Origin of the sequence: uncultured Henriciella sp., assembly GCF_964005855.1 — a bacterium.
GTDB lineage: Bacteria > Pseudomonadota > Alphaproteobacteria > Caulobacterales > Hyphomonadaceae > Henriciella.
Genome location: NZ_CAXFSW010000004.1, coordinates 1 through 19,117, shown reverse-complemented (window position 1 = coordinate 19,117; position 19,117 = coordinate 1). Strand labels below are relative to the sequence as shown.

20 protein-coding genes are annotated in these 19,117 nt (G+C 59.2%); 18 read left to right on the top strand and 2 right to left on the bottom strand.

Annotated elements, in window-relative coordinates:
- Positions 1 to 2: 2 nt before the first annotated feature.
- The 3 genes from ABNU55_RS07810 to ABNU55_RS07800 are packed head-to-tail and all read left to right on the top strand — an operon-like array spanning position 3 to position 3,360.
- Positions 3 to 1,331 carry an FAD-dependent oxidoreductase gene (locus tag ABNU55_RS07810; protein WP_348764293.1) on the top strand — a complete coding sequence of 443 codons (1,329 nt, stop codon included), beginning with the start codon at positions 3 to 5 and terminating at the stop codon, positions 1,329 to 1,331.
- On the top strand, positions 1,328 to 2,131 hold the full coding sequence (locus ABNU55_RS07805; protein WP_348764292.1) for a DUF1365 domain-containing protein: 804 nt from the start codon (positions 1,328 to 1,330) through the stop codon (positions 2,129 to 2,131). Before ABNU55_RS07810 ends, ABNU55_RS07805 begins: the two co-directional genes overlap by 4 nt.
- A complete protein-coding gene (locus ABNU55_RS07800) occupies positions 2,128 to 3,360 on the top strand; it encodes a cyclopropane-fatty-acyl-phospholipid synthase family protein (RefSeq protein WP_348764291.1) in 1,233 nt (410 codons plus the stop codon). The genes ABNU55_RS07805 and ABNU55_RS07800 overlap by 4 nt, the downstream gene beginning before the upstream one ends.
- Before the next feature lie 48 nt (positions 3,361 to 3,408).
- On the opposite strand, the gene ABNU55_RS07795 is transcribed toward ABNU55_RS07800, so the two are convergent.
- Together ABNU55_RS07795 and ABNU55_RS07790 are read right to left on the bottom strand one after the other, a co-directional pair.
- Positions 3,409 to 4,116 (bottom strand): DUF6134 family protein, encoded by a 708-nt coding sequence (locus tag ABNU55_RS07795; RefSeq protein ID WP_348764290.1) that lies wholly within the window; start codon positions 4,114 to 4,116, stop codon positions 3,409 to 3,411.
- Entirely contained in the window at positions 4,113 to 4,637 is a 525-nt protein-coding gene (locus ABNU55_RS07790; protein WP_290760340.1) for a cupin domain-containing protein, read from the bottom strand. Before ABNU55_RS07790 ends, ABNU55_RS07795 begins: the two co-directional genes overlap by 4 nt.
- A gap of 124 nt (positions 4,638 to 4,761) precedes the next feature.
- On the opposite strand from ABNU55_RS07790, the gene ABNU55_RS07785 reads away from it, so the two are divergent.
- The 15 genes from ABNU55_RS07785 to ABNU55_RS07715 all read left to right on the top strand — a co-directional run bounded on the left by ABNU55_RS07785 (position 4,762) and on the right by ABNU55_RS07715 (position 18,995).
- A complete protein-coding gene (locus ABNU55_RS07785) occupies positions 4,762 to 5,766 on the top strand; it encodes a cysteine synthase A (RefSeq protein WP_290760338.1) in 1,005 nt (334 codons plus the stop codon).
- Entirely contained in the window at positions 5,766 to 6,617 is an 852-nt protein-coding gene (locus ABNU55_RS07780; protein WP_290760336.1) for a sulfurtransferase, read from the top strand. The genes ABNU55_RS07785 and ABNU55_RS07780 overlap by 1 nt, the downstream gene beginning before the upstream one ends.
- Positions 6,614 to 7,774: a cystathionine beta-lyase gene (gene metC / locus ABNU55_RS07775; protein ID WP_348764289.1), complete on the top strand. Its 1,161-nt coding sequence runs from the start codon at positions 6,614 to 6,616 to the stop codon at positions 7,772 to 7,774. Before ABNU55_RS07780 ends, metC begins: the two co-directional genes overlap by 4 nt.
- An 87-nt stretch (positions 7,775 to 7,861) precedes the next feature.
- A complete protein-coding gene (locus ABNU55_RS07770; RefSeq protein WP_290760332.1) occupies positions 7,862 to 8,053 on the top strand; it encodes a hypothetical protein in 192 nt (63 codons plus the stop codon).
- Between the two features lie 97 nt (positions 8,054 to 8,150).
- Entirely contained in the window at positions 8,151 to 9,338 is a 1,188-nt protein-coding gene (locus ABNU55_RS07765; protein ID WP_290760330.1) for a type III PLP-dependent enzyme, read from the top strand.
- Positions 9,339 to 9,456: 118 nt separating this feature from the next.
- A complete protein-coding gene (locus ABNU55_RS07760; protein ID WP_290760328.1) occupies positions 9,457 to 10,488 on the top strand; it encodes a deoxyhypusine synthase in 1,032 nt (343 codons plus the stop codon).
- A gap of 103 nt (positions 10,489 to 10,591) precedes the next feature.
- The gene (locus ABNU55_RS07755; protein WP_348764288.1) at positions 10,592 to 11,407 is read left to right on the top strand and encodes a crotonase/enoyl-CoA hydratase family protein; all 816 of its coding nucleotides are present in this window, start codon (positions 10,592 to 10,594) and stop codon (positions 11,405 to 11,407) included.
- A 433-nt stretch (positions 11,408 to 11,840) separates the two neighbouring features.
- Positions 11,841 to 12,227, top strand: a complete 387-nt coding sequence (locus ABNU55_RS07750; protein WP_034813575.1) for a hypothetical protein — start codon at positions 11,841 to 11,843, stop codon at positions 12,225 to 12,227.
- A 58-nt stretch (positions 12,228 to 12,285) separates the two neighbouring features.
- The gene (locus tag ABNU55_RS07745; RefSeq protein ID WP_272987647.1) at positions 12,286 to 14,127 is read left to right on the top strand and encodes a copper resistance system multicopper oxidase; all 1,842 of its coding nucleotides are present in this window, start codon (positions 12,286 to 12,288) and stop codon (positions 14,125 to 14,127) included.
- Complete coding sequence (locus tag ABNU55_RS07740) at positions 14,124 to 14,927, top strand: copper resistance protein B (RefSeq protein WP_034813580.1); 804 nt, start codon at positions 14,124 to 14,126, stop codon at positions 14,925 to 14,927. The genes ABNU55_RS07745 and ABNU55_RS07740 overlap by 4 nt, the downstream gene beginning before the upstream one ends.
- Before the next feature lie 9 nt (positions 14,928 to 14,936).
- A complete protein-coding gene (locus ABNU55_RS07735; protein ID WP_034827457.1) occupies positions 14,937 to 16,031 on the top strand; it encodes a DUF2231 domain-containing protein in 1,095 nt (364 codons plus the stop codon).
- A 92-nt stretch (positions 16,032 to 16,123) separates the two neighbouring features.
- A complete protein-coding gene (locus ABNU55_RS07730; protein ID WP_300270287.1) occupies positions 16,124 to 16,528 on the top strand; it encodes a copper resistance protein B in 405 nt (134 codons plus the stop codon).
- A gap of 27 nt (positions 16,529 to 16,555) precedes the next feature.
- A complete protein-coding gene (locus ABNU55_RS07725) occupies positions 16,556 to 16,762 on the top strand; it encodes an SHOCT domain-containing protein (RefSeq protein WP_300270304.1) in 207 nt (68 codons plus the stop codon).
- Between the two features lie 118 nt (positions 16,763 to 16,880).
- Positions 16,881 to 17,918 carry a nuclear transport factor 2 family protein gene (locus ABNU55_RS07720; RefSeq protein ID WP_300270284.1) on the top strand — a complete coding sequence of 346 codons (1,038 nt, stop codon included), beginning with the start codon at positions 16,881 to 16,883 and terminating at the stop codon, positions 17,916 to 17,918.
- A gap of 42 nt (positions 17,919 to 17,960) precedes the next feature.
- A complete protein-coding gene (locus tag ABNU55_RS07715; protein WP_339679314.1) occupies positions 17,961 to 18,995 on the top strand; it encodes an acyltransferase in 1,035 nt (344 codons plus the stop codon).
- The last annotated feature ends 122 nt before the right edge of the window (positions 18,996 to 19,117 follow it).

Here is a 19,117-nt window from a genome sequence, read left to right as displayed (position 1 = left end):
GAATGAAGAAAATTGCCGTTATAGGGTCGGGAATCAGTGGTCTCGGTGCAGCTTATGCGCTGAAGGACAGCGCGGACGTGACCCTGTTCGAGGCGCGCGACCGCGCGGGCGGGCACGCCCATACGAAAACCATCGACTATGATGGCCGCGAGATAAATGTCGATGTCGGCTTTATCGTCTATAATGGCCAGAACTACCCCAATCTTACGGGCTTCTTTGAGGCGCTGGGCGTCGAGACGGAACGCAGCGACATGAGTTTCGCGGTGTCCAACCCCGATGGCTTCGAATGGGCGTCGACCGTCAAAGGCATATTCGCGCGAAAACGGAATTTCTTCCGGCCCCGGTTTCACCGTTTCTGGCGCACGATCCTTCGGTTCAACGACATTGCCCGCGAGGAGCTGCATGCCGGCAGGATCGGCTCTGAGACGTTGGGGGTGTGGCTGGACCGTCATGGATTCGGCGAGGACTTCAGGAACAATTATATCCTGCCCATGGGCGGCGCGATCTGGTCGACCCCGCCCGCAGAAATGCTGGATTACCCCGCGCTCAGTTTTTTCCGGTTTTTCGACAATCACCGGCTGATGCATGCCGAACGTCCCAAGTGGCGCACGGTTAGCGGCGGGTCAAAGCGATATGTCGATGCCGCCGCAAAGGTTCTGGACGAGAGGGTACGTCTCGGTTGCGGGACAAAGCTTGTCGCGCCCTTCGGTGGCCATGTCCGGGTCACGACTGTCGACGGGCGCGATTATCTTTTCGACGATGTCATCCTGGCGACCCATTCGGACACGGCGCGGGGAATCCTCTCACCCGTTTTCGAGACGCAGCGCTTCCTGCTGAACTCTGTCGGCTACCGGCCGAACAGGATCTATCTGCACCGCGATCCCGCCTATATGCCCGAGCGCCGGCGCGCCTGGGCGAGCTGGAATGTCATCGAGAGCCAGTCAGATGGAGAGAATATCTGCCTCACCTACTGGATGAACCGATTGCAGAACTTGCCAGAGGACTGCCCGCTCTTCGTTACGCTGAACCCGGCAGAACCACCTCGCGAAGACATGATTTTCGATGTTCTGACATTCGATCATCCGCAATTCGATGCAGCCGCCGCGGCGGCCTGCCGGTCGATTGAACGGATTCAGGGTGATCGGGGGCTCTGGCTCGCCGGTGCATGGCTGGGCTGCGGCTTTCATGAGGACGGTCTGAAGAGCGGGCTGCGCGCCGCACTGTCGCTGGGCGGATCGGTGCCATGGGCGCCGGAGGGTGTCGATCTGGTAACGCCCCCTGCGCGCGAGGGCCGCAAGAGCCGGGCTCAAGCTATCAAGGCGGTCCAGTGACGGACAGCCCCCCTGCCCTGCTGGTTCACAAGGGTGAAACCGTGCATCGACGGTTTACGCCTTTCGTGTCCGACTTCAGCTATCGCGTCTTCATGATCGAGCTGGATATCGATCGGCTGGACGAGGCTGCGCGCCAGTGCCGCCTGTTCGGCGTGAACGGCCCGGGCCTGTTTTCATTCAGGGAGACCGACCACGGGTCTGGCGTACGCGGGGACATGCGGCGCTGGGCAGAGAGCCAGCTTGCCGAAGCTGGCATTGATGCCTCATCGCTGAGGCTCAAACTCATCACCTTTCCGCGCCACCTGTTCTACAAGTTTGCGCCGATCTCGGTGTGGCTGGCGGAAACGGTGGAAGGCACACCGCAAGGGGTCATCTATGAGGTGCGCAACACATTCGGCGAACGCCATATCTATGTCGCGGCCACCGGCTCTGACTGGCATCGCCATGCGGCCGAAAAGGTCTTTCACGTTTCCCCGTTTTTCGACGTCTCCGGCACTTATGAATTCTCGCTGCAGCGGACTGATGCGCGGTTGAAACTGGGCGTAAGCACGGTGAGCGACGGGCGGGTAAAGCATATGGCAAGCCTGTCGACGACCGCCTCCCCGGCCAGCAATCCTGGTCTGTTGCGCACGGCGGTGGGCATGCCCGCATCGACGCTTGGCGTAACGGTCGCAATTCACTGGGAAGCGTTGAAACTTTGGCTGAAGGGCGTTTCCTATTACAATCGGCCTGACAAGGTTGAGCCTTCCATTTCGGTCGCCGCGCCATCGCAGCGGAGCGCAGAGGAGAAACGGACATGAGCGAACAGACGAAAGACCTGCGCGCGACGATGACATCGCTGAGGCAGCTTTCGGGCGTGCCGGCAAGTTTTCGCCTCGCCGGGCTGTTCCTGTTGCGCACAGAGAACGGGTCGATCCGCTTCAACCTGCCGGATGGACGAAGCGTCCTCTTCGATCACGGCAATCCCGGCCCGCGCGCTGTCGTCGACGTGCACGAATTCGGCTTTGCCAAGCGCGCTTTGGCTGGCGGCGATATCGGTTTTGCCGAGAGCTATATGGATGGCGAATGGTCGACACCGGATCTGACGGCGGTGCTGGAATTCTTCTCTGAGAATTTCGAGGCGGCCGGGAAGCTAGCCGTTGGCGGATCGCTGGTGAAGGGCATCAACAAGGTGCGCCACTTCTTCAACCGGAACAGCAAGGCCGGGGCGCGCCGCAATATCATGGCGCACTACGATCTCGGCAATGACTTCTATGAGTCCTGGCTGGACGAGACGATGACGTACTCGTCGGCGCTGTTCGACAAGCCCAACATGTCGCTGGAGCAGGCGCAGACGGCCAAATATGCGGGCATTGCCGACCAGCTATCTGCGGGGCCGGACAGTTCATTGCTCGAGATTGGCTGTGGCTGGGGCGGTTTTGCCGAATATGCCGCCAAGGTGCGCGGGTCCAAGGTCACCTGTCTGACGATTTCAGAGGCGCAACGCAACTATGCGGCATCCCGGATGCAGGCCGAAGGACTTTCCGACCGCGTGGAGATCCGGCTGGAGGATTACCGCGACCATCAGGGCAAATATGACGGCGTCGCCTCTATCGAGATGTTCGAGGCCGTCGGAGAAGCCTACTGGCCGAGCTATTTCCAGAAAATCCATGAGTCGCTCGATGGATCAGCGAAGGCGGCGCTGCAGATCATCACTATCGATGATGATCTGTTCCGGCGTTATCGCAAACGCACCGATTTCATCCAGCGCTATATCTTCCCCGGCGGGATGCTGCCGAGCGAGAAGGCGCTGCGCGAGTCGCTGTCGGCAGCCGGCCTGCGGTTCGATGCAGTCCACTATTTCGGTCAGGACTATGCGAAGACGCTTAAACTCTGGGCCGAGCGGTTCGAGGAGGCGTGGGACAGGATCCAGACCTTCGGCTTCGATGAACGCTTCCGCCGGCTCTGGCGCTTCTATCTCAGCTATTGTGAGGCGGGCTTTGGCAATGGCCGTATCAATGTCGGCCAGTTCCAGCTCTCGCGCGCATGAAAAAGGCGGGCCCGCCAAGGCCCGCCCTTTCAGGTCCGGTCTGGTTGCCTAGTAGAGGTCCGTCAGGACGTATTCGATCTGCTGGCCGCGCGCTTCGAAGGCGAGTTTCACCCAGCGCGACTGGTCGTCATACCAGAGGTCAACGGTGATGTCCGATACAAGGCGGTAATGGGTCGTCTCGACCTCCTCACCGCCGACCGTCAGCATTTCGCGCCCGATCTTGTCGACGCTGGTGTCGAGCAGTTCGCCGGATTCAGTGGAGAGAAGTTCGTCACTGAAGGCCTGCTGGATGTTCCAGTGGCTGGAGGGGATGATGCCGAGCGGCGCGGGACCTGAATAGGCCGAGCCGTTCACACTGAGCGCGTCGCCCTCAAGGCTGGCCTGCACGTATTCATCGTCGCCATCGTCATTCGTCCGCCCTGTGAGGGCAATCAGCTCGCCATCCCTCCAGGTTTCCGTGGCTTCGAGCTCGTAACGGAAGACGGTAATCGGGCCGAGGCCCGCTCTCAGGTCCACCGTGGAACTGGCCGTGAAACTGTCATCCGATTCAACGTCAAACGTGACCGTGTGCGTGCCGAACTCCTTACCCTTGCGCAGGACGTTGAACACGATCCTGTCACCGTCTTCGGGCTGCCATGCAGCGGGAGCGTCTGCGCTCACGGGCGAGGCGATATCCGACGTTCCGGCTGTGTCTGCATAGGCAGGCGCGCCCAGAATGAGCGTGGCAAGGGCGAGCGAGCAGGATGTGGTTTTCACGTGAATCTCCAGAATGGCGTGTCTGCACGAGCAACGAAGCAGGTACAGGAGGTGTTCCCGGCCGCAGCGGGCCGGTGGCGCAGGCCAGGCTCGGCGAGGACAAGGTCGCCGGCGTCGAAACAGCCACGCCCGTCTTCGAGCGCCCCTTCAAGCACGATCATCGCTTCAAGCGTGCTGTGACCATGAGCAAAAACGCGGTCGCCGGGCTCAAGCCGCATGAGCGATCCGCTGCTATTGCTGAGCTTTGACACACGCGCCCCGGACAGCGACCGGCGCCAGTCTACCGCGTCATAGTCGGTATGGATGATGTCGGCGGCAACCTCCTCCATCCGTTCGAAAGCCTCGCGCCGGTCCGGGGCATTGCCGCTGAGCGTTGTGCGGACCGTTTCCCATATCTGCGCGGTTTCATCGCCCTTGCTGGACATGAGCCGGTGGATGGTCGCGGCCAGAGACATGCTGGCGGACAGATTGCCGCTGGCATAGTCGAGCATGAAGGCCTGATAGGTTTCCGGTGTATTCATTGCGGCGTTCCAAGAGCGTTTTGCTTAATGGATACGTAAGCCGCGCGCCTCTGGATCAATCGGCCCGGTGTTGTAAGTGCAGGGTGAGACAGCTACATCTCGAAAACCAATGGAGTGCCTCTGAATGATCCTCAATTCTGTCCTCGATGCGATCGGAAATACGCCGCTGATCAAGCTCAAGCGCGTGTCGGAGGAGACCGGATGCACCATTCTCGGCAAGGCGGAATTTCTCAATCCCGGCCAGTCGGTCAAGGATCGCGCCGCCCTCGGTATCGTTCGGGACGCGGAACGCTCCGGCGCGCTGAAGCCCGGCGGGACGATTGTTGAAGGGACAGCCGGTAATACCGGTATCGGTCTTGCCCTTGTGGGCAGCGCCCTTGGCTATCGCGTTGTGATCGTCATGCCGCGCACGCAGAGCCAGGAAAAGAAGCTGGCGGTCAAGCTGCTGGGCGCCGAACTGATCGAGGTGGATGCGGTCCCCTACTCCAACCCGAACCATTATGCGCGCTATTCCGGCAAGCTTGCCGAGGAGCTTGCCAAGACAGAACCAAATGGCGCGATCTGGGCCAACCAGTTCGATAACATCGCCAACATGGAAGCCCATTATGACACGACCGGCCCAGAAATCTGGGAACAGACAGATGGCAAGGTGGACGGTTTCATCTGCGCGGTCGGGTCTGGCGGGACGCTGGCCGGTGTTGCGAAATACCTGCAGGAGCAGAGCAAGGACGTGAAGGTCGGCATCGCTGATCCAGGCGGCGCGGCGCTGTACGAGTATTTCAAGAATGGTGAGCTGAAATCTGAAGGCACATCCATCACCGAAGGGATCGGTCAGGGCCGGATCACGAAGAATATCGAGGATCTGAAAGTCGATTATGCCTATCGCTGTCAGGATGCTGAGGCGCTGAACATCCTCTATGACCTGATCCTGCATGAAGGCCTCTGCCTTGGCGGATCAGCCGGCATCAACATCGCCGGGGCCGTTCGTCTCGCCAAGGATCTGGGGCCGGGCCACACCATCGTGACCATCCTCTGCGATTACGGCAATCGCTATCAATCAAAGCTCTACAATCCGGAATTCCTTCGCAGCAAGGACCTGCCGGTGCCGCCATGGATGGAGGAGGCCTGATGTCTGGAGACTCCCCGCTCGTTTCCGCCCGCTGGCTGATGGACAATCTGCGCGCGCCCGATCTTCGGGTCGTGGATGCAAGCTGGTTTCCGAGCTGGACGGCCGCGCCCGGTGCCGGCCGCGACTCCTATGAGCGCGGGCATATACCCGGCGCGGTCTATTTCGACATCGATGAAATCGCCGATGAGGCAAGCGATCTGCCTCACATGATGCCGGACGCGGTGAAGTTCTCCTCGCGGGTCCGCAAGCTCGGCATCGGCGATGGCAATCGCGTCGTCGTCTATGACGCCAATGATTTTTTCGCCTCGGCGCGGGTCTGGTGGATGTTCCGGGTAATGGGCCATACGGAAGTCTATGTCCTGAATGGTGGGCTTCGTGCCTGGCAGGCCGAAGGCGGTGAGCTTGAGGATCTGCCGCCTGTGATTACAGGCGGGCGGCATTTCACCCCGCGTGTGCGGTCTGATCTTCTCAAATCGCGCGAACAGGTTTCGGCTGCCTCCAGGAGCGGTGACATGCCCATACTGGACGCGCGTCCGGCAGGCCGCTTTGCCGGCACAGAGAAAGAACCCCGGCCGGACCTCCCCTCCGGCCATATTCCGGCCAGCACGAATATGCCCTCAAGCGAGCTGGTTGGCGCAGATGGCAAGCTGCTCCCTGAGGGCGAGATTCACGCCCTTCTCGGCGCACACAAGGACGGGCCCGTCATTACGACGTGTGGGTCGGGTGTGTCCGCGGCAGTGATCGCCCTCGCCCTGGCGGAAATCGGAAACTGGGATGCGGCCGTCTATGACGGTTCATGGTCCGAATGGGCCGCTCTTCCTGACAGCGAGATTGCGACGACGCCGGCATGAAACTTCCCACACGGCTGATCCATAACCGCAAGGGCAATCCAGAGCGGCGAACGGTGAACCCGCCGGTCGAGCGCGCCTCCACGGTTATCTTGCCGGACCGTCAGACGCTCTATGGCGGCGGAACCGGTTATGGCCGTATGGGCCTGTCTGTGCACCGCGAGCTTGAAGCGGCGCTTTGCGACATAGAAGGGGCGAGCCATGCACGGCTGACCCCATCAGGTCTCAGCGCCTGCGCGGTAGGCATCGCCTCTGTGGTGAAGGCTGGCGACCATGTTCTTCTGTCAGATTCAGTCTATGGCCCGACAAGACGCTTCTGTGAGAAGCGCCTGCCCTTGATGGGAGTGAGTGCCACAAGGTTCAATCCGCGCGACACGTCAGCGCTGGAGAAGGCGATTACGCCTGAAACCCGTCTCATCGTGCTCGAATCGCCGGGTTCCCTGACCTTTGAAATTTCCGATACGCCGGCGATCGTGGAAATTGCGAAATCCGCCGGTGTGCTGACCTTGATGGACAATACCTGGTCTGCGGGTGTCTTCCACCAGCCTCTCGATCTCGGGGTCGACATCTCTGTTCAGGCGCTCACCAAATACATGGTGGGCCATGCCGATGCCTTTGGCGGGGCGGTGATGACCCGTGACAAGGCGCATGCCCATGCCGTCGAGACGCTGACCGAGGACTGGGGGATTTCTCTTGGCCCGGACGATGCCTATGCCGGCCTTCGCGGCACCCGGACCCTGTCGACCCGTCTCAAGGCGCATGAGGCAAGCGCGCTTGAACTGGCACGCTGGCTCGGCGGGCAAGACGATGTCGGGCTGGTCATCCACCCTGCCCTGCCGAACCATCCCGACCATGAGACATGGAAACGGGACTTCTCAGGAAGCTCTGGCCTTTTCGCCATCCTTCTGGATGCGCCGGAGGAGGCGCATATCGACGCGTTTCTTTCCGCGCTGGACCTGTTCAAGCTCGGCTTCTCCTGGGGCGGTTTCGAGAGCCTTATCATCCCCTGCGACGAGCAACTGACCCGCCTTCCCGAAGACTGGACACAGTCGCGCCGGGGGCGTCTTGTGAGGCTGCATGCTGGCCTTGAAGATACGGGTGATCTCATCGCCGATCTTGAGCGCGGATTGCGTGCGCTTCATGACGTAAAAAATACTTGATCTTTGAATCCAGTTTCCATATTTCGAGCGCCGACACGCAAGCGAGCTACGACGGTCCCGAAAGGGCGTCAGTACGGGTGAGCCCAGATGTCTTCACTTTCATCATCGGGTGTGAGCCCGGTCATGCTGGACGAGGATACTTGGATGGCACCGAACATGATCGCTCTGGCGGCAGCCTATAGCCGTTTTGATGTGGCCTGGGACACCGGGCTCTATAACTATTACGACCAGAAATTCGGAGATTATGCGGCTGCGGTCGCTGAACTTATAAGGCCGTAGCGGGTTCGCCCGCCGAACTGTCGTGCGCATCAGGCGTTTGTTCTGGTGCAGTCAATAAGTTCACTGGCCATGTGCCAGCAAAATCCGAATCTCCGCCATGTTTAAATCTGGTTCCGCGCCGCTGGCGCGTCCCGCTATTCTTCCCGATACATCTACCCGTTCCGGCCTTCCGGCCTTTGCGAGCGTAGGCGATGTGCTGCGCGCCTATGAAGGCGACGATGCGATCTTCGTGCTCTATCCGAAGAAGATCGCCGCGGCCGCGCGCACCTTCCTCAACGGGTTTCCCGGCAAGGTGCTTTATGCCGTGAAGGCGAACCCGCACCCGGCCGTCCTGAAGACGCTTTGGACGAGTGGCGTGCGCAATTTCGACGTGGCCTCGACCCGTGAAGTGGACCTCGTCCAGAGCGTTGTGCCGGGCGCGAAGCTCTTCTTCATGCATCCGGTAAAGTCCCGCGCCGCGATCCGTCACGCCTATGATTGCGGTGTTCGTGACTTTTCGTTCGATACGGCTGACGAACTTCAGAAGATGCTGGAAGTGACCGGCTATGCCGATGATCTGACCCTGCACCTTCGCGTGGCCCTGCCGAAAGGCGGCGCTGCCATGCCGCTGTCGGGCAAGTTCGGCGCGGACCGTGATCAGGCCGTGGAGCTGCTCCGTCAGGCGCGTGACCATGCACACAAGCTTGGCGTGACCTTCCATGTCGGCTCGCAATGCCTTGAGATCGGCGACTACGATACCGCGCTTGCCTATGTCCGCTCCATCGTGGATGCCTCGGGCGTCGGCATCGATTCCATTGATTGCGGCGGCGGTTTTCCTGTGGCCTATCCGGGCATGACGCCAAAGCCGATGGGTGACTATTTCAAGGCGATCCGCAGCTCGCTTGGGGCACATGGTTTCGCTGGCCTTCAGGTTCTCGGTGAGCCCGGCCGCGCGCTCTGCGCCCAGGGCGGCTCGACGCTCGCCCGTGTCGAGCTTCGCAAGGGCGGCGATCTCTACCTCAATGATGGGAGCTATGGATCGCTGTTCGATGCCGCGCAGTGCGCATGGAATTATCCGGTCAAACTTCACACGGTCGAACCGCGCGCGGCAGCTCAGACGGAAGCGTTTCGCTTCTTCGGTCCGACCTGCGACAGCCTCGATGTGATGAACGGGCCGTTCGAGCTTCCCTCAGATGTGCAGGAAGGCGACTGGGTCGAAATCTGCCATCTTGGTGCCTATGGTCAGGCCCTTTCCTCACGCTTTAACGGCTTTTACAGCGAGACCACTGTCGCCGTCATGGCGTAAGCCGACTTTTCATCGAACCGACCAGGCGGCCTTCGCTCATATGGGCGCAAGGCCGCCTGTTGTCTGGACCCTGTCACACCACAAGGTTACAACGCCTCCCACGTAATCGGAGACCTCAATGGCTGAGAATACCAACCGTAAAGCCGAGCTTCTGAGCAAGCCTGTCGAACATGTCGACATCACCTCGTTCGACGCGCGCCCCATCATCGACTCCATGGGCAAGATGTCCTTTACCTCGCGCGATCTCGCGCGGGCGACCGACATCTTCAACATGGCGCTGGAAGATCAGGACTGTTCCACCATCCTGACGCTGGCCGGGTCCACCTCCGCGGGCGGTTGCATGCATGTCTATCGCGACCTCGTGAAGTACGGTCTGGTTGACTGTATCGTCGCGACCGGCGCGTCCATCGTCGACATGGATTTCTTCGAGGCGCTTGGGTACAAGCACTATCAGGCGCCGGAATCGGTCGACGACAATGATCTGCGCGACCTCTATATCGACCGCATCTATGACACCTTCATCGATGAGGAAGAGCTGCAGGCCTGCGACCACACCATCTATGAGATTGCCAACAAGCTGGAGCCGCGCCCCTACTCTTCGCGTGAGTTCATCTGGGAGATGGGCAAATGGCTGAAAGACAATGCGGTCAAGAAGGGCTCCCTGATCGAAACCTGCTATGACCATAATGTGCCGATCTTCGTGCCGGCCTTCTCTGACTGTTCGGCAGGCTTTGGCCTGGTCAAGCATCAGGTGGAGAATCCGGGCAACTATATGTCCATCGACAGCGTCGCAGACTTCCGCGAGCTCACCGATGTGAAGATCGCCGCCGGCTCCACCGGCCTGCTCATGGTTGGCGGCGGTGTGCCGAAGAATTTTGTTCAGGATACAGTGGTTTGCGCCGAAATCCTCGGCAAGGAATGTGAGATGCACAAATATGCCGTGCAGATCACCGTTGCCGATACGCGCGATGGCGCCTGCTCATCCTCGACGCTGAAAGAGGCGGCGAGCTGGGGCAAGGTGCAGACTGTCTATGAACAGATGGTGTTCGCCGAGGCCGGTTCGGTTGTGCCGCTTCTGGCGTCGGCCGCCTGGCACAAGGGCGCCTGGAAGAACCGCAAGAAGCGTGAGTTCGCGAAGCTCTTCCTCTAGAACGCCCACGACACCTTTGACCATGACGCCGGGACATAACTTGTCCCGGCGTTTTTCGTTGGGCAGATTGCCGCGTGATTACACAGTCACGAGGAGACCGCCCATGTCCGACCGTATTCAGGTCACGAAGAAAGACGGCGTTGCAGACGTTAAACTCGTTCGCACCGACAAGATGAATGCGCTGGACGATGCCATGTTCGAGGCCCTGCTCTCGACCACGGAAGAGCTCGCCAAGGATAGATCGGTTCGCTGCGTTGTCCTCTCGGGCGAAGGGCGTGCCTTCTGTGCCGGTCTCGACATGGGCAATTTCGGCAAAATGGCCGAAGGCAACAAGGAAGGCAGCTCACCCGGTGGGCGTCAGGGGCTGGCGCCTCGCACGCATGGGATCGCCAATCGGGCGCAGCAGGCTGTCTGGGGCTGGCGTGAGCTGCCTGTACCGGTCATTGCGGCCGTACACGGTGTGGCGTTTGGCGGCGGCTTTCAGGTGATGCTGGGCGCGGATATGCGCGTCGTTCATCCAGATACCAAGCTCTCCATCATGGAGATTAAATGGGGCCTTGTACCGGACATGGCGGGCACGGCGATCATGGGCAATCTCTGCCGCGATGACCGGCTGCGCGAGCTGACCTATACGGGCCGCATCTTTTCCGGCGCCGAGGCGCAGGATTATGGCTTTGCGACGGAAGTCAGCGACACGCCCTATGAGCGTGCCATGGAGATTGCCACCCAGATTGCTGGGAAGAACCCGGACGCGATCCGGGCGAACAAGGAGATCTTCAACAATCTCCCGGACATGACGGACACAGAGGCCCTGCTCCAGGAATCGGTGTTTCAGGACAAGCTGATCGGCAGCAAGAACCAGATCGAGGCTGTCATGGCCGAGCTGCAGAGGCGTCCGGCAGAGTTTACCGATAGCTGATGGGCTGGTTTGCGTGGATCAAAAAGAAGGCGACTACCGGGGGGCAGTCGCCTTTTTCTTTTGTCTGCGTGGTTGGCCATTTCGAACGAACGAAATGGCGCGAGTGACGCGCCCGGTAATCGTGCTTGAAATTAAATTAATTCAACGCACTATGGCGCTCGAAACTTCGCTTGTTGTGCAGATTGTTTGCAATTTGTAGTGCAAACTGTGGTGCAGCCCTTTCGTGTTGTCAAAGTTCGACGCTGCCTATCAGCGACATTCGCATCGCTAACATGATTTGCTGGCCGTTCAAATTCGCGCTGGAGCGTAGCCATGCAACTTTTCGCTCGGGACTGACCCGCGGGTCTGGGTTGATCCTGCTCCGTTACGACAAACCTTGAGTGCTCAGAGGTTCTTTCTTGATTTAAACCCCTATGGGGTATAAGTGGTAGTCATGAACTTTGTTGTCGCAACTCTCGTGACGGTATTTTTCAGCCTGTCGCAGGTGCTCTGCGCGTGTCCCGTCGATATGTCGGCGACGAACAGCATGGCAACCGAGTTCACCGCTCATTCTCACCAGGCGCCCGCCGATGGGCCTGAGGCGCCCTGCGATGATGAGACTGATCACTGCAAGCTTCAGACAGCAACGGTCGCCCAAGCCGACAAGACGGCGAACCCGGTCCAGCACGTATTAGGCGATACGACGCCCATCGGGCTTGCTACACCCTCATGGCAACACGCATGGAAGCGCGTCGTCAATGTCCGCACGCCCTGGCCTGAGGTCCGAAGTTACCTGCTGCAACAAACGCCAGTCACATTAAAGGTGCGTTCCCTGAGCTGATTTCGTGCGTCGCTGCATTAGCAGCCCGATTGCATAAATTCACCTCACGGAGACGATTATGTTGAACAGACGACATATGCTGCAGACGGTGCTCGGCACCGGCGCAGCCTGGGGGGCAAGCAGCCTCCTGCCCGCTTGGGCAAAATCTTCCAGCAACGGAAACCTTGGTGTGCCCTCACTTTCGGGCACGCGCTTCGACCTCGAAATCGGGCAGTTCCCGGTCAGGCTCAACGGCAAAGTCGGTATGGCAACCGGAATCAATGGCACACTTCCCGGTCCGCTCTTGCGGTTGCGCGAGGGCGATGACGTTACAATGAACGTCACCAACCGGCTTGCCGAAGACACTTCGATCCATTGGCACGGACTGCTTGTCCCCTTCCATATGGACGGCGTGCCGGGCGTCAGCTTCCCGGGCATCAAACCGGGCGAAACGTTCAAATATCAGTTCAAGGTGCCGCAAAATGGCACTTACTGGTATCACTCCCATTCTGGTCTGCAGGAACAACTCGGCCATTACGGTCCGATCGTCATAGATCCGGCAGGTACAGACCCAGTGGCTTATGACCGGGAATATGTTCTCGTCCTCAGCGACTGGAGTTTCACGCATCCGCACCGGATCTTCGACAAGCTCAAGAAGAATGCCGAGAGCCTGAATTTCAACCGCCCGACCCTGTCGAACCCAACCGGACTTGGCGGCATGTGGGGGCAGATGCGAATGAGCCCGCGCGATCTCGCAGACGTGACCGGCGAAACCTACACCTACCTGATCAATGGCCATTCGACGGCCGATAATTTCAATATGGTCTTCCAGCCGGGCGAGCGGGTTCGCCTGCGCATTATCAACGCCTCCGCCATGACCCTCTTCAATGTCCGCCTCCCGGGCTTGCCGATGACGGTGGTCCAGGCCGACGGTCTGAATGTCCAGCCGGTTGAGACCGACGAGTTCCAGATGGGCGTGGCCGAGACGTATGATGTCATCATCGCGCCGACCGAAGCGCGCGCCTACGCCTTTGTTGCCGAATCGATCGACCGCTCCGGCCAGGCCGTCGCCACGCTCGGCCCGCGTGCCGGTATGCGGGTCGATGCGCCTGCGCTTCGAGCTGTGCCGATGCTGACCATGCGGGACATGGGAATGGCCCATGGAGACATGGCGGGCATGTCAGGCATGGGGAGAATGGATCATGGTCCGGACACCGCGACGGCCGGGGACGACATGAAAGGCCACGACATGGGTGCCATGTCGATGATGCCCGATCCTCATGGTCCGGCGGTCCAGCCCGTCAAGATTGAAGCAGATATAGAGCGCGGCCCCGGTGTCGCAAAAGTATCAGGCATGACGATGAGCCGCTTGGGCGAACCCGGTCTCGGGCTTGATGATGTCCCCCACCGCACGCTCACCTATAACCAGCTTCGCGCGCTCGACATGAATGAGGACCATCGCCCGCCTGGCCGCGAAATTGTCATTCATCTGACGTCGAACATGGAACGCTACATGTGGTCGTTCGACGGTGTAAAATTCTCCGAGGTAACCGAGTCAATCAAGTTCTACGAGGGTGAACGTGTTCGCCTGACGCTCGTAAACGATACAATGATGCCACACCCGATCCATTTGCACGGCATGTTTTTCGATCTCGTGAATGGCGGTGGTCATCACATGCCTCGAAAGCACACAGTAACGGTCAAGCCTGCAGACAGGGTCAGCGTCGACATCACCGCAGAACATGTCGGTGACTGGGCGTTCCACTGCCATCTGCTTTACCACATGCACGCTGGCATGATGCAGGTCGTCAGCGTCATTCCGCCAGCAGACGATACGACACCAGCTGAAAAAATGCCGGCAGGTCAGATGAATATGCCCATGGACCATCACGGCATGAACCATGGGGAGGGAAAATCATGATGAAACCGAATTTGGCAGCCCCTCTCCTCCTCGGCTTCGCGCTCTACGCGACCGGCAGCGCGTTCGCGGAAGACACAAATCAAACCCCGCCCTGGGATCAGGCCGACGCCATCTACGGCGAGGATGCAATGGCGGACGCTCGCCGGGACGTTCTTGCGGAAGGCGGAGACCAGAAGAGCTTCTACATCCTCTTCAACCAGCTCGAGGCTCAGATGTCTGACGAGGGCGACAGTTTGTACTGGAACGGACAGGCTTGGTATGGGGGCGATATCAACAAGCTCTGGTTCAAGAGCGAGGGCCGCGCCTCTCTGAATGGAGAGGGCGTGGATGATGCCGAGATCCAGGCGCTCTATTCCCGCGCGGTTGCGCCTTTCTGGAATGTTCAGGCGGGCGTTCGCTACGACATCGAACCGGATAGTCTCGCGCATGGGGTCGTCGCACTGAATGGTCTGGCGCCCTACTGGTTCGAAGTCGACGCTTCCGCCTTTCTCAGTGAAAAAGGCGATGTAACGGCCCGCATCGAGGCTGAATATGAGTTGCTCCTGACCCAGCGGTTGATCTTGCAGCCTCGGATCGAAGCAAATCTTTCCGCGCAGGACATACCGGAAAGGGAAACGGGCGCGGGACTTAGCACACTCGATGCCGGCTTGCGGCTTCGTTATGAAATCAGGAGGGAGTTTGCGCCTTATGTCGGCGTCGAATGGCAAAGCGCCTTCGGTGAGACACGCGACATGATCAAAGCCGCAGGCGGTGAAGGCGACGATATCGTCTTTCTCGTGGGCCTGCGGACCTGGTATTAGGAGAACAAAATGGGCGGTTTCATAGAACCCAATATTCACCCCGTGCTGGTGCATTTTACCTATGCCCTCGGCACATCTGCAGCCTTGGCATATGTGGCTGGCCTCCTCGTACCTGCAGGCCGCTGGCGCGACAGCCTTCGACCGGCCGCCGACTGGATGCTGGCATTGGCTGCCTTGGCGGTTCTGGCCACCATCGCGGCCGGGTTTCAGGCCTATTACAGCGTTGCTCACGATGCGCCGTCCCATGAAGCGATGACAACCCATCGCAACTGGGCTGTTCCCACGGGCCTCGCATTACTGGCCCTCGCCGGTTGGCGCTGGCTGAGAAGGGCCTCGTCGCCCGGCCCGGTATTTGCGATCAGTGCCCTGGCGGTGGCAGGTCTTTTGACGGTTACAGCGTGGTGGGGAGGCACAATTGTCTACAAGTACGGACTTGGCGTGCAGACCCTTCCTGAAGCCAGCGGGCCAGGCCACGATCATGATCATGGCGGCGGAGCCGGTCATGGCGACCAAGGCACCGTAAATTCAACAGACGATCATCAAGACGCTCACGGAGCGCCTCCATCCGACACGATGGATGGATCATCGGCGAGCGGCGATGGACATGATCACGACCATACCGACGGTGCAGCTGATCGAGAAATGTCAGGCACGGTCCCCGCCGGACACGACAACTCCGACGGCCATCACGACACCAAACCGGTCTCGACTGATGAACAGGCGATCCTGGATATCATGGCCGCGATCGAAACCGGTTGGGAGACCGGCGATGGCGAACTGTTCCGACAGAACTTTCTCGACTGGTCAGGCGCCCGGTACTTTGAGTCAGGCGGCGAGAATACTGGCCTGCTCGACCTTGTCGAAAATCATGTCGAGCCCGAAAAAGATACCATTCCGGATCTCGAACTCGACTTCTCGAATATAGACGTGCAATTCGAGGGAAGTGACTTTGCATGGGCTGTCGCGGACACAGCGATCAGTGGAACGTTCAGCTCCAATGGCGAACGCCTGGAGCGTATCGGGAAACAAACGGTGCTGTTCCGCAAGGTCGCCGGCACCTGGCAGGTCATTCACACGCACTCGTCCTCTCGTGCGCCGCGATAAGGAGGAAATCCAAACTGCCGCGTGCTGGCCAAGTTGAAATGCAATCGGCAAGCGGCGATGATATTGAGTATACCCCATATGGGTATTAGGTCATGACTGTCCTGTCCTTCCCCCAGAAACCCTACTTCAAACTGGCCCATAAAGTGCGGGCTGGACATTGGTTTGAAGCTGACGCTGCTGCCTTTGTAAGCACCGAAGGCGACGTCACGGCGCGGGTCGAGGCCGAATATGAGTTGCTGCTAACCCAACGTCTGATCCTTCAACCCCGCTTAGAAGCGAGCCTCTCCGCTCAGGATATTCCTGACCTGCAGCTCGGTTCAGGTTTGACCAGCGTCGATGCCGGCCTGCGCCTTCGCTACGAAATTGTTCGCGAATTCGCGCCATATATTGGCGTCGAATGGCAAAGCGCTATTGGCGATACCGCAGACTTCATTGAGGCGTCTGGAGGCGAAAAAGATCAAACGGCATTGCTCGTCGGTGTGCGAACCTGGTTCTAAACATGATGGAGATCTAAATTGGCCGATATGTGGCATATGATTTTCGGCAATCTTGGCGCGCTGATTTTTTGGGGCGTCCTGGCATTGCTGATCTATGTCGCTGTGCGTGCGACCATCAATCGGGTCGGGTCGGACTCCAAGTCCAACGACCCGGTCGATATCCTCCGGCGACGATATGCGCGCGGCGAAATAGACAAGGAAGAATTTGATCGTCGTATGAAAGACCTGACCTAACGCCGCTTGCAGACCCCACAATTCTTGAGGGGTCGGGCAAGTGTCCGGCGTATCACCCAGACAATGCCAGTCGCTGAAGACAGCGACGCTCACGCATATGGCTAACTGGGAGGCGCTTTTGGGCGATTTGATTGAACCGAACCTGCATCCGATTCTGGTGCATTTTGCCTATGCGCTTAGCCTCACAGCATTTGCCTCTTATGTGTTGGCGGCCTTCTCGCCTGTCGAGCGATGGCGAGCGACCCTGCGGCCGGCTGCGGACTGGATGCTGGCCTTTGGTGCGATCGCGATCGTGTTGACCATAGCAGCAGGGTTTCAGGCCTATTACACGGTAGCTCATGATGCGCCGTCGCATGCAGCGATGACCACGCACCGTAACTGGGCTGTACCATCCGGCCTCGCCATCCTCCTATTTGCGGCCTGGCGCTGGACGGGAAGAACAAAAGCAGCCTCTGGTATTTTCGTCACAGGCTTGGCTGCGGCCGCGCTCGGCTTAACCGTCACAGCCTGGTGGGGCGGTAAAATCGTCTATGGCTACGGTCTTGGCGTCAAAAGCCTGCCGCAGGTAACCGGAGATGGCCACGACCATGATCATGGCGGCGGCGTCGCCGCGGCAGATCATGATATGGATCCCATGCCAGACTTGGCACCGACCGCGGATGTCCATGACAATGCCGACGGCCATCACGACACCGCCCCAACCAGCCATGACAATAGTGATGGGCACCACGACGAAAACAGCCCGTCCGCGATACCTGCGCCACAAGCCGGTTCGCCGGCGAGCGTCGCTGACGCTTTCGGCGAAGCGCTAAAAGCAGGGGATGAGGCGGCGCTGCGCGCGCTGTTTGCGCCCGGCGCTGTGATCGCAGAAGGCGGCGGCGCAGAGCGTTCATTCGAAGAGTATGCTGGCCACCATATGTCTAATGATATGGCTTATGCGGCGGCAGTGTCATTCGATCTCAAAGACCGAAACATTCTCGAGAATGGCGATATCGCTACGGTGATCTCTCAATCGGAGATTAATGGCGCCTATAGAAGCGAGCCCGTGCACCGCCAAGCTATGGAAACCATGGTTCTCAAACGCGACGCTGGGGTCTGGAAGATTCACCATGTCCATTGGTCATCCGCGCCGATCACCGAAGATCACGAGCACTGATAAATGGCTGGGGGTGGCCAAACACAGCTTGCGGACCCGCTGATGGGTCAAAACCACTTCACCGCCGTGCGGTGGGTGTTGGCGATCGCTGTAGTACTCGGTCATATCTGGCTCCTCGCGACAGGGTTCGAACCGTTTCGCATCCACGAATGGACTGCCAGCTATATGGCCGTGAACGGGTTCTTCGTCCTGTCAGGCCTCTTGATTGCCAAGAGTCTTCATACAAGGCGCGATATCAAGGCTTATGCAGTTTCACGGTTTCTGCGGATCTACCCGGCTCTGGTGATTGTACTTGCGGCTTTTGTCCTCGTCTTCGCGCCTGTCTATTCGGCCGAAGGCGGCGGATCACTGTTTCAGCCGGAGACCTGGCAATACACCTACAAAGTCTTGGCGCTTGGCGATCCCGACAGCGCGCCCGCACAGATATTCTCTCAGAATTTGGAAACCGACTTTAACGGGCCGCTCTGGACCATTCGGTTCGAGCTAGCAGCGTACATCCTAGCGGGCATCGCGTTCATGTTTGGCGCCGTCAACGGCCCATGGCGTGTTCTTAGCGTCTTCTTGCTTGTGCAATCGGTCTATCTTGGCGCGCCTTTGTTCATCGATACGAGTGCGCTCCCGCCGAGCGTGATGTCCTTGCTCCGCCTCTCATCGGCCTTTCTGCTCGGAATGACGCTTTGGCAGTGGCCTATTTTGCGCAGGCCGCCCCTGTTGGCGGTCGCAGGTCTGATTGCAGCGTTCGCGCTCCTTGGCGGCGGCCCCCTCGGCGAATTGTTTGCGACCCTTGCCCTCACAAGCCTTATGCTTCGAGCTGGATTGCCAAAACGTGCGTCCGTCCGCATCGCCAAAATTCCGGACTATTCGTACGGGATTTATATCTGGCACTATCCGCTGTTACAGGTATTTCTGGTTGGCCAACCAGATCTTAGCCCCGCTGCCCTGGCTATAATGACTGCGCCGCTCATTCTGCTCGTGGCGGCCACTTCGTGGCATGTCATCGAAAAGCCAGTGCTTGCTCTGAAGCTGCGCGCCCGACCGATAAACCAAAAAACCGTATCGCCGGAGGTGGCCGCATGACATCCGCGCCGCATTCACTGATTGAAACATTGCTTCGGGCTCAAAGCCAATTTGAGAAGCTTATAAACGGCGCATCTGAAAACACACCCGCAACTAAGTTTGCAGAAATGGCATTCATGACG

Bases quoted from the DNA above. Each gene is read 5' to 3' on its own strand.
- ABNU55_RS07810 (WP_348764293.1), top strand. From the start codon at position 3: ATGAAGAAAATTGCCGTTATAGGGTCGGGAATCAGTGGTCTCGGTGCA.
- ABNU55_RS07800 (WP_348764291.1), top strand. From the start codon at position 2,128: ATGAGCGAACAGACGAAAGACCTGCGCGCGACGATGACATCGCTGAGG.
- ABNU55_RS07790 (WP_290760340.1), bottom strand. From the start codon at position 4,637: ATGAATACACCGGAAACCTATCAGGCCTTCATGCTCGACTATGCCAGC.
- ABNU55_RS07785 (WP_290760338.1), top strand. From the start codon at position 4,762: ATGATCCTCAATTCTGTCCTCGATGCGATCGGAAATACGCCGCTGATC.
- ABNU55_RS07780 (WP_290760336.1), top strand. From the start codon at position 5,766: ATGTCTGGAGACTCCCCGCTCGTTTCCGCCCGCTGGCTGATGGACAAT.
- metC (WP_348764289.1), top strand. From the start codon at position 6,614: ATGAAACTTCCCACACGGCTGATCCATAACCGCAAGGGCAATCCAGAG.
- ABNU55_RS07770 (WP_290760332.1), top strand. From the start codon at position 7,862: ATGTCTTCACTTTCATCATCGGGTGTGAGCCCGGTCATGCTGGACGAG.
- ABNU55_RS07765 (WP_290760330.1), top strand. From the start codon at position 8,151: ATGTTTAAATCTGGTTCCGCGCCGCTGGCGCGTCCCGCTATTCTTCCC.
- ABNU55_RS07760 (WP_290760328.1), top strand. From the start codon at position 9,457: ATGGCTGAGAATACCAACCGTAAAGCCGAGCTTCTGAGCAAGCCTGTC.
- ABNU55_RS07755 (WP_348764288.1), top strand. From the start codon at position 10,592: ATGTCCGACCGTATTCAGGTCACGAAGAAAGACGGCGTTGCAGACGTT.
- ABNU55_RS07750 (WP_034813575.1), top strand. From the start codon at position 11,841: ATGAACTTTGTTGTCGCAACTCTCGTGACGGTATTTTTCAGCCTGTCG.
- ABNU55_RS07745 (WP_272987647.1), top strand. From the start codon at position 12,286: ATGTTGAACAGACGACATATGCTGCAGACGGTGCTCGGCACCGGCGCA.
- ABNU55_RS07740 (WP_034813580.1), top strand. From the start codon at position 14,124: ATGATGAAACCGAATTTGGCAGCCCCTCTCCTCCTCGGCTTCGCGCTC.
- ABNU55_RS07735 (WP_034827457.1), top strand. From the start codon at position 14,937: ATGGGCGGTTTCATAGAACCCAATATTCACCCCGTGCTGGTGCATTTT.
- ABNU55_RS07730 (WP_300270287.1), top strand. From the start codon at position 16,124: ATGACTGTCCTGTCCTTCCCCCAGAAACCCTACTTCAAACTGGCCCAT.
- ABNU55_RS07725 (WP_300270304.1), top strand. From the start codon at position 16,556: ATGTGGCATATGATTTTCGGCAATCTTGGCGCGCTGATTTTTTGGGGC.
- ABNU55_RS07715 (WP_339679314.1), top strand. From the start codon at position 17,961: ATGGGTCAAAACCACTTCACCGCCGTGCGGTGGGTGTTGGCGATCGCT.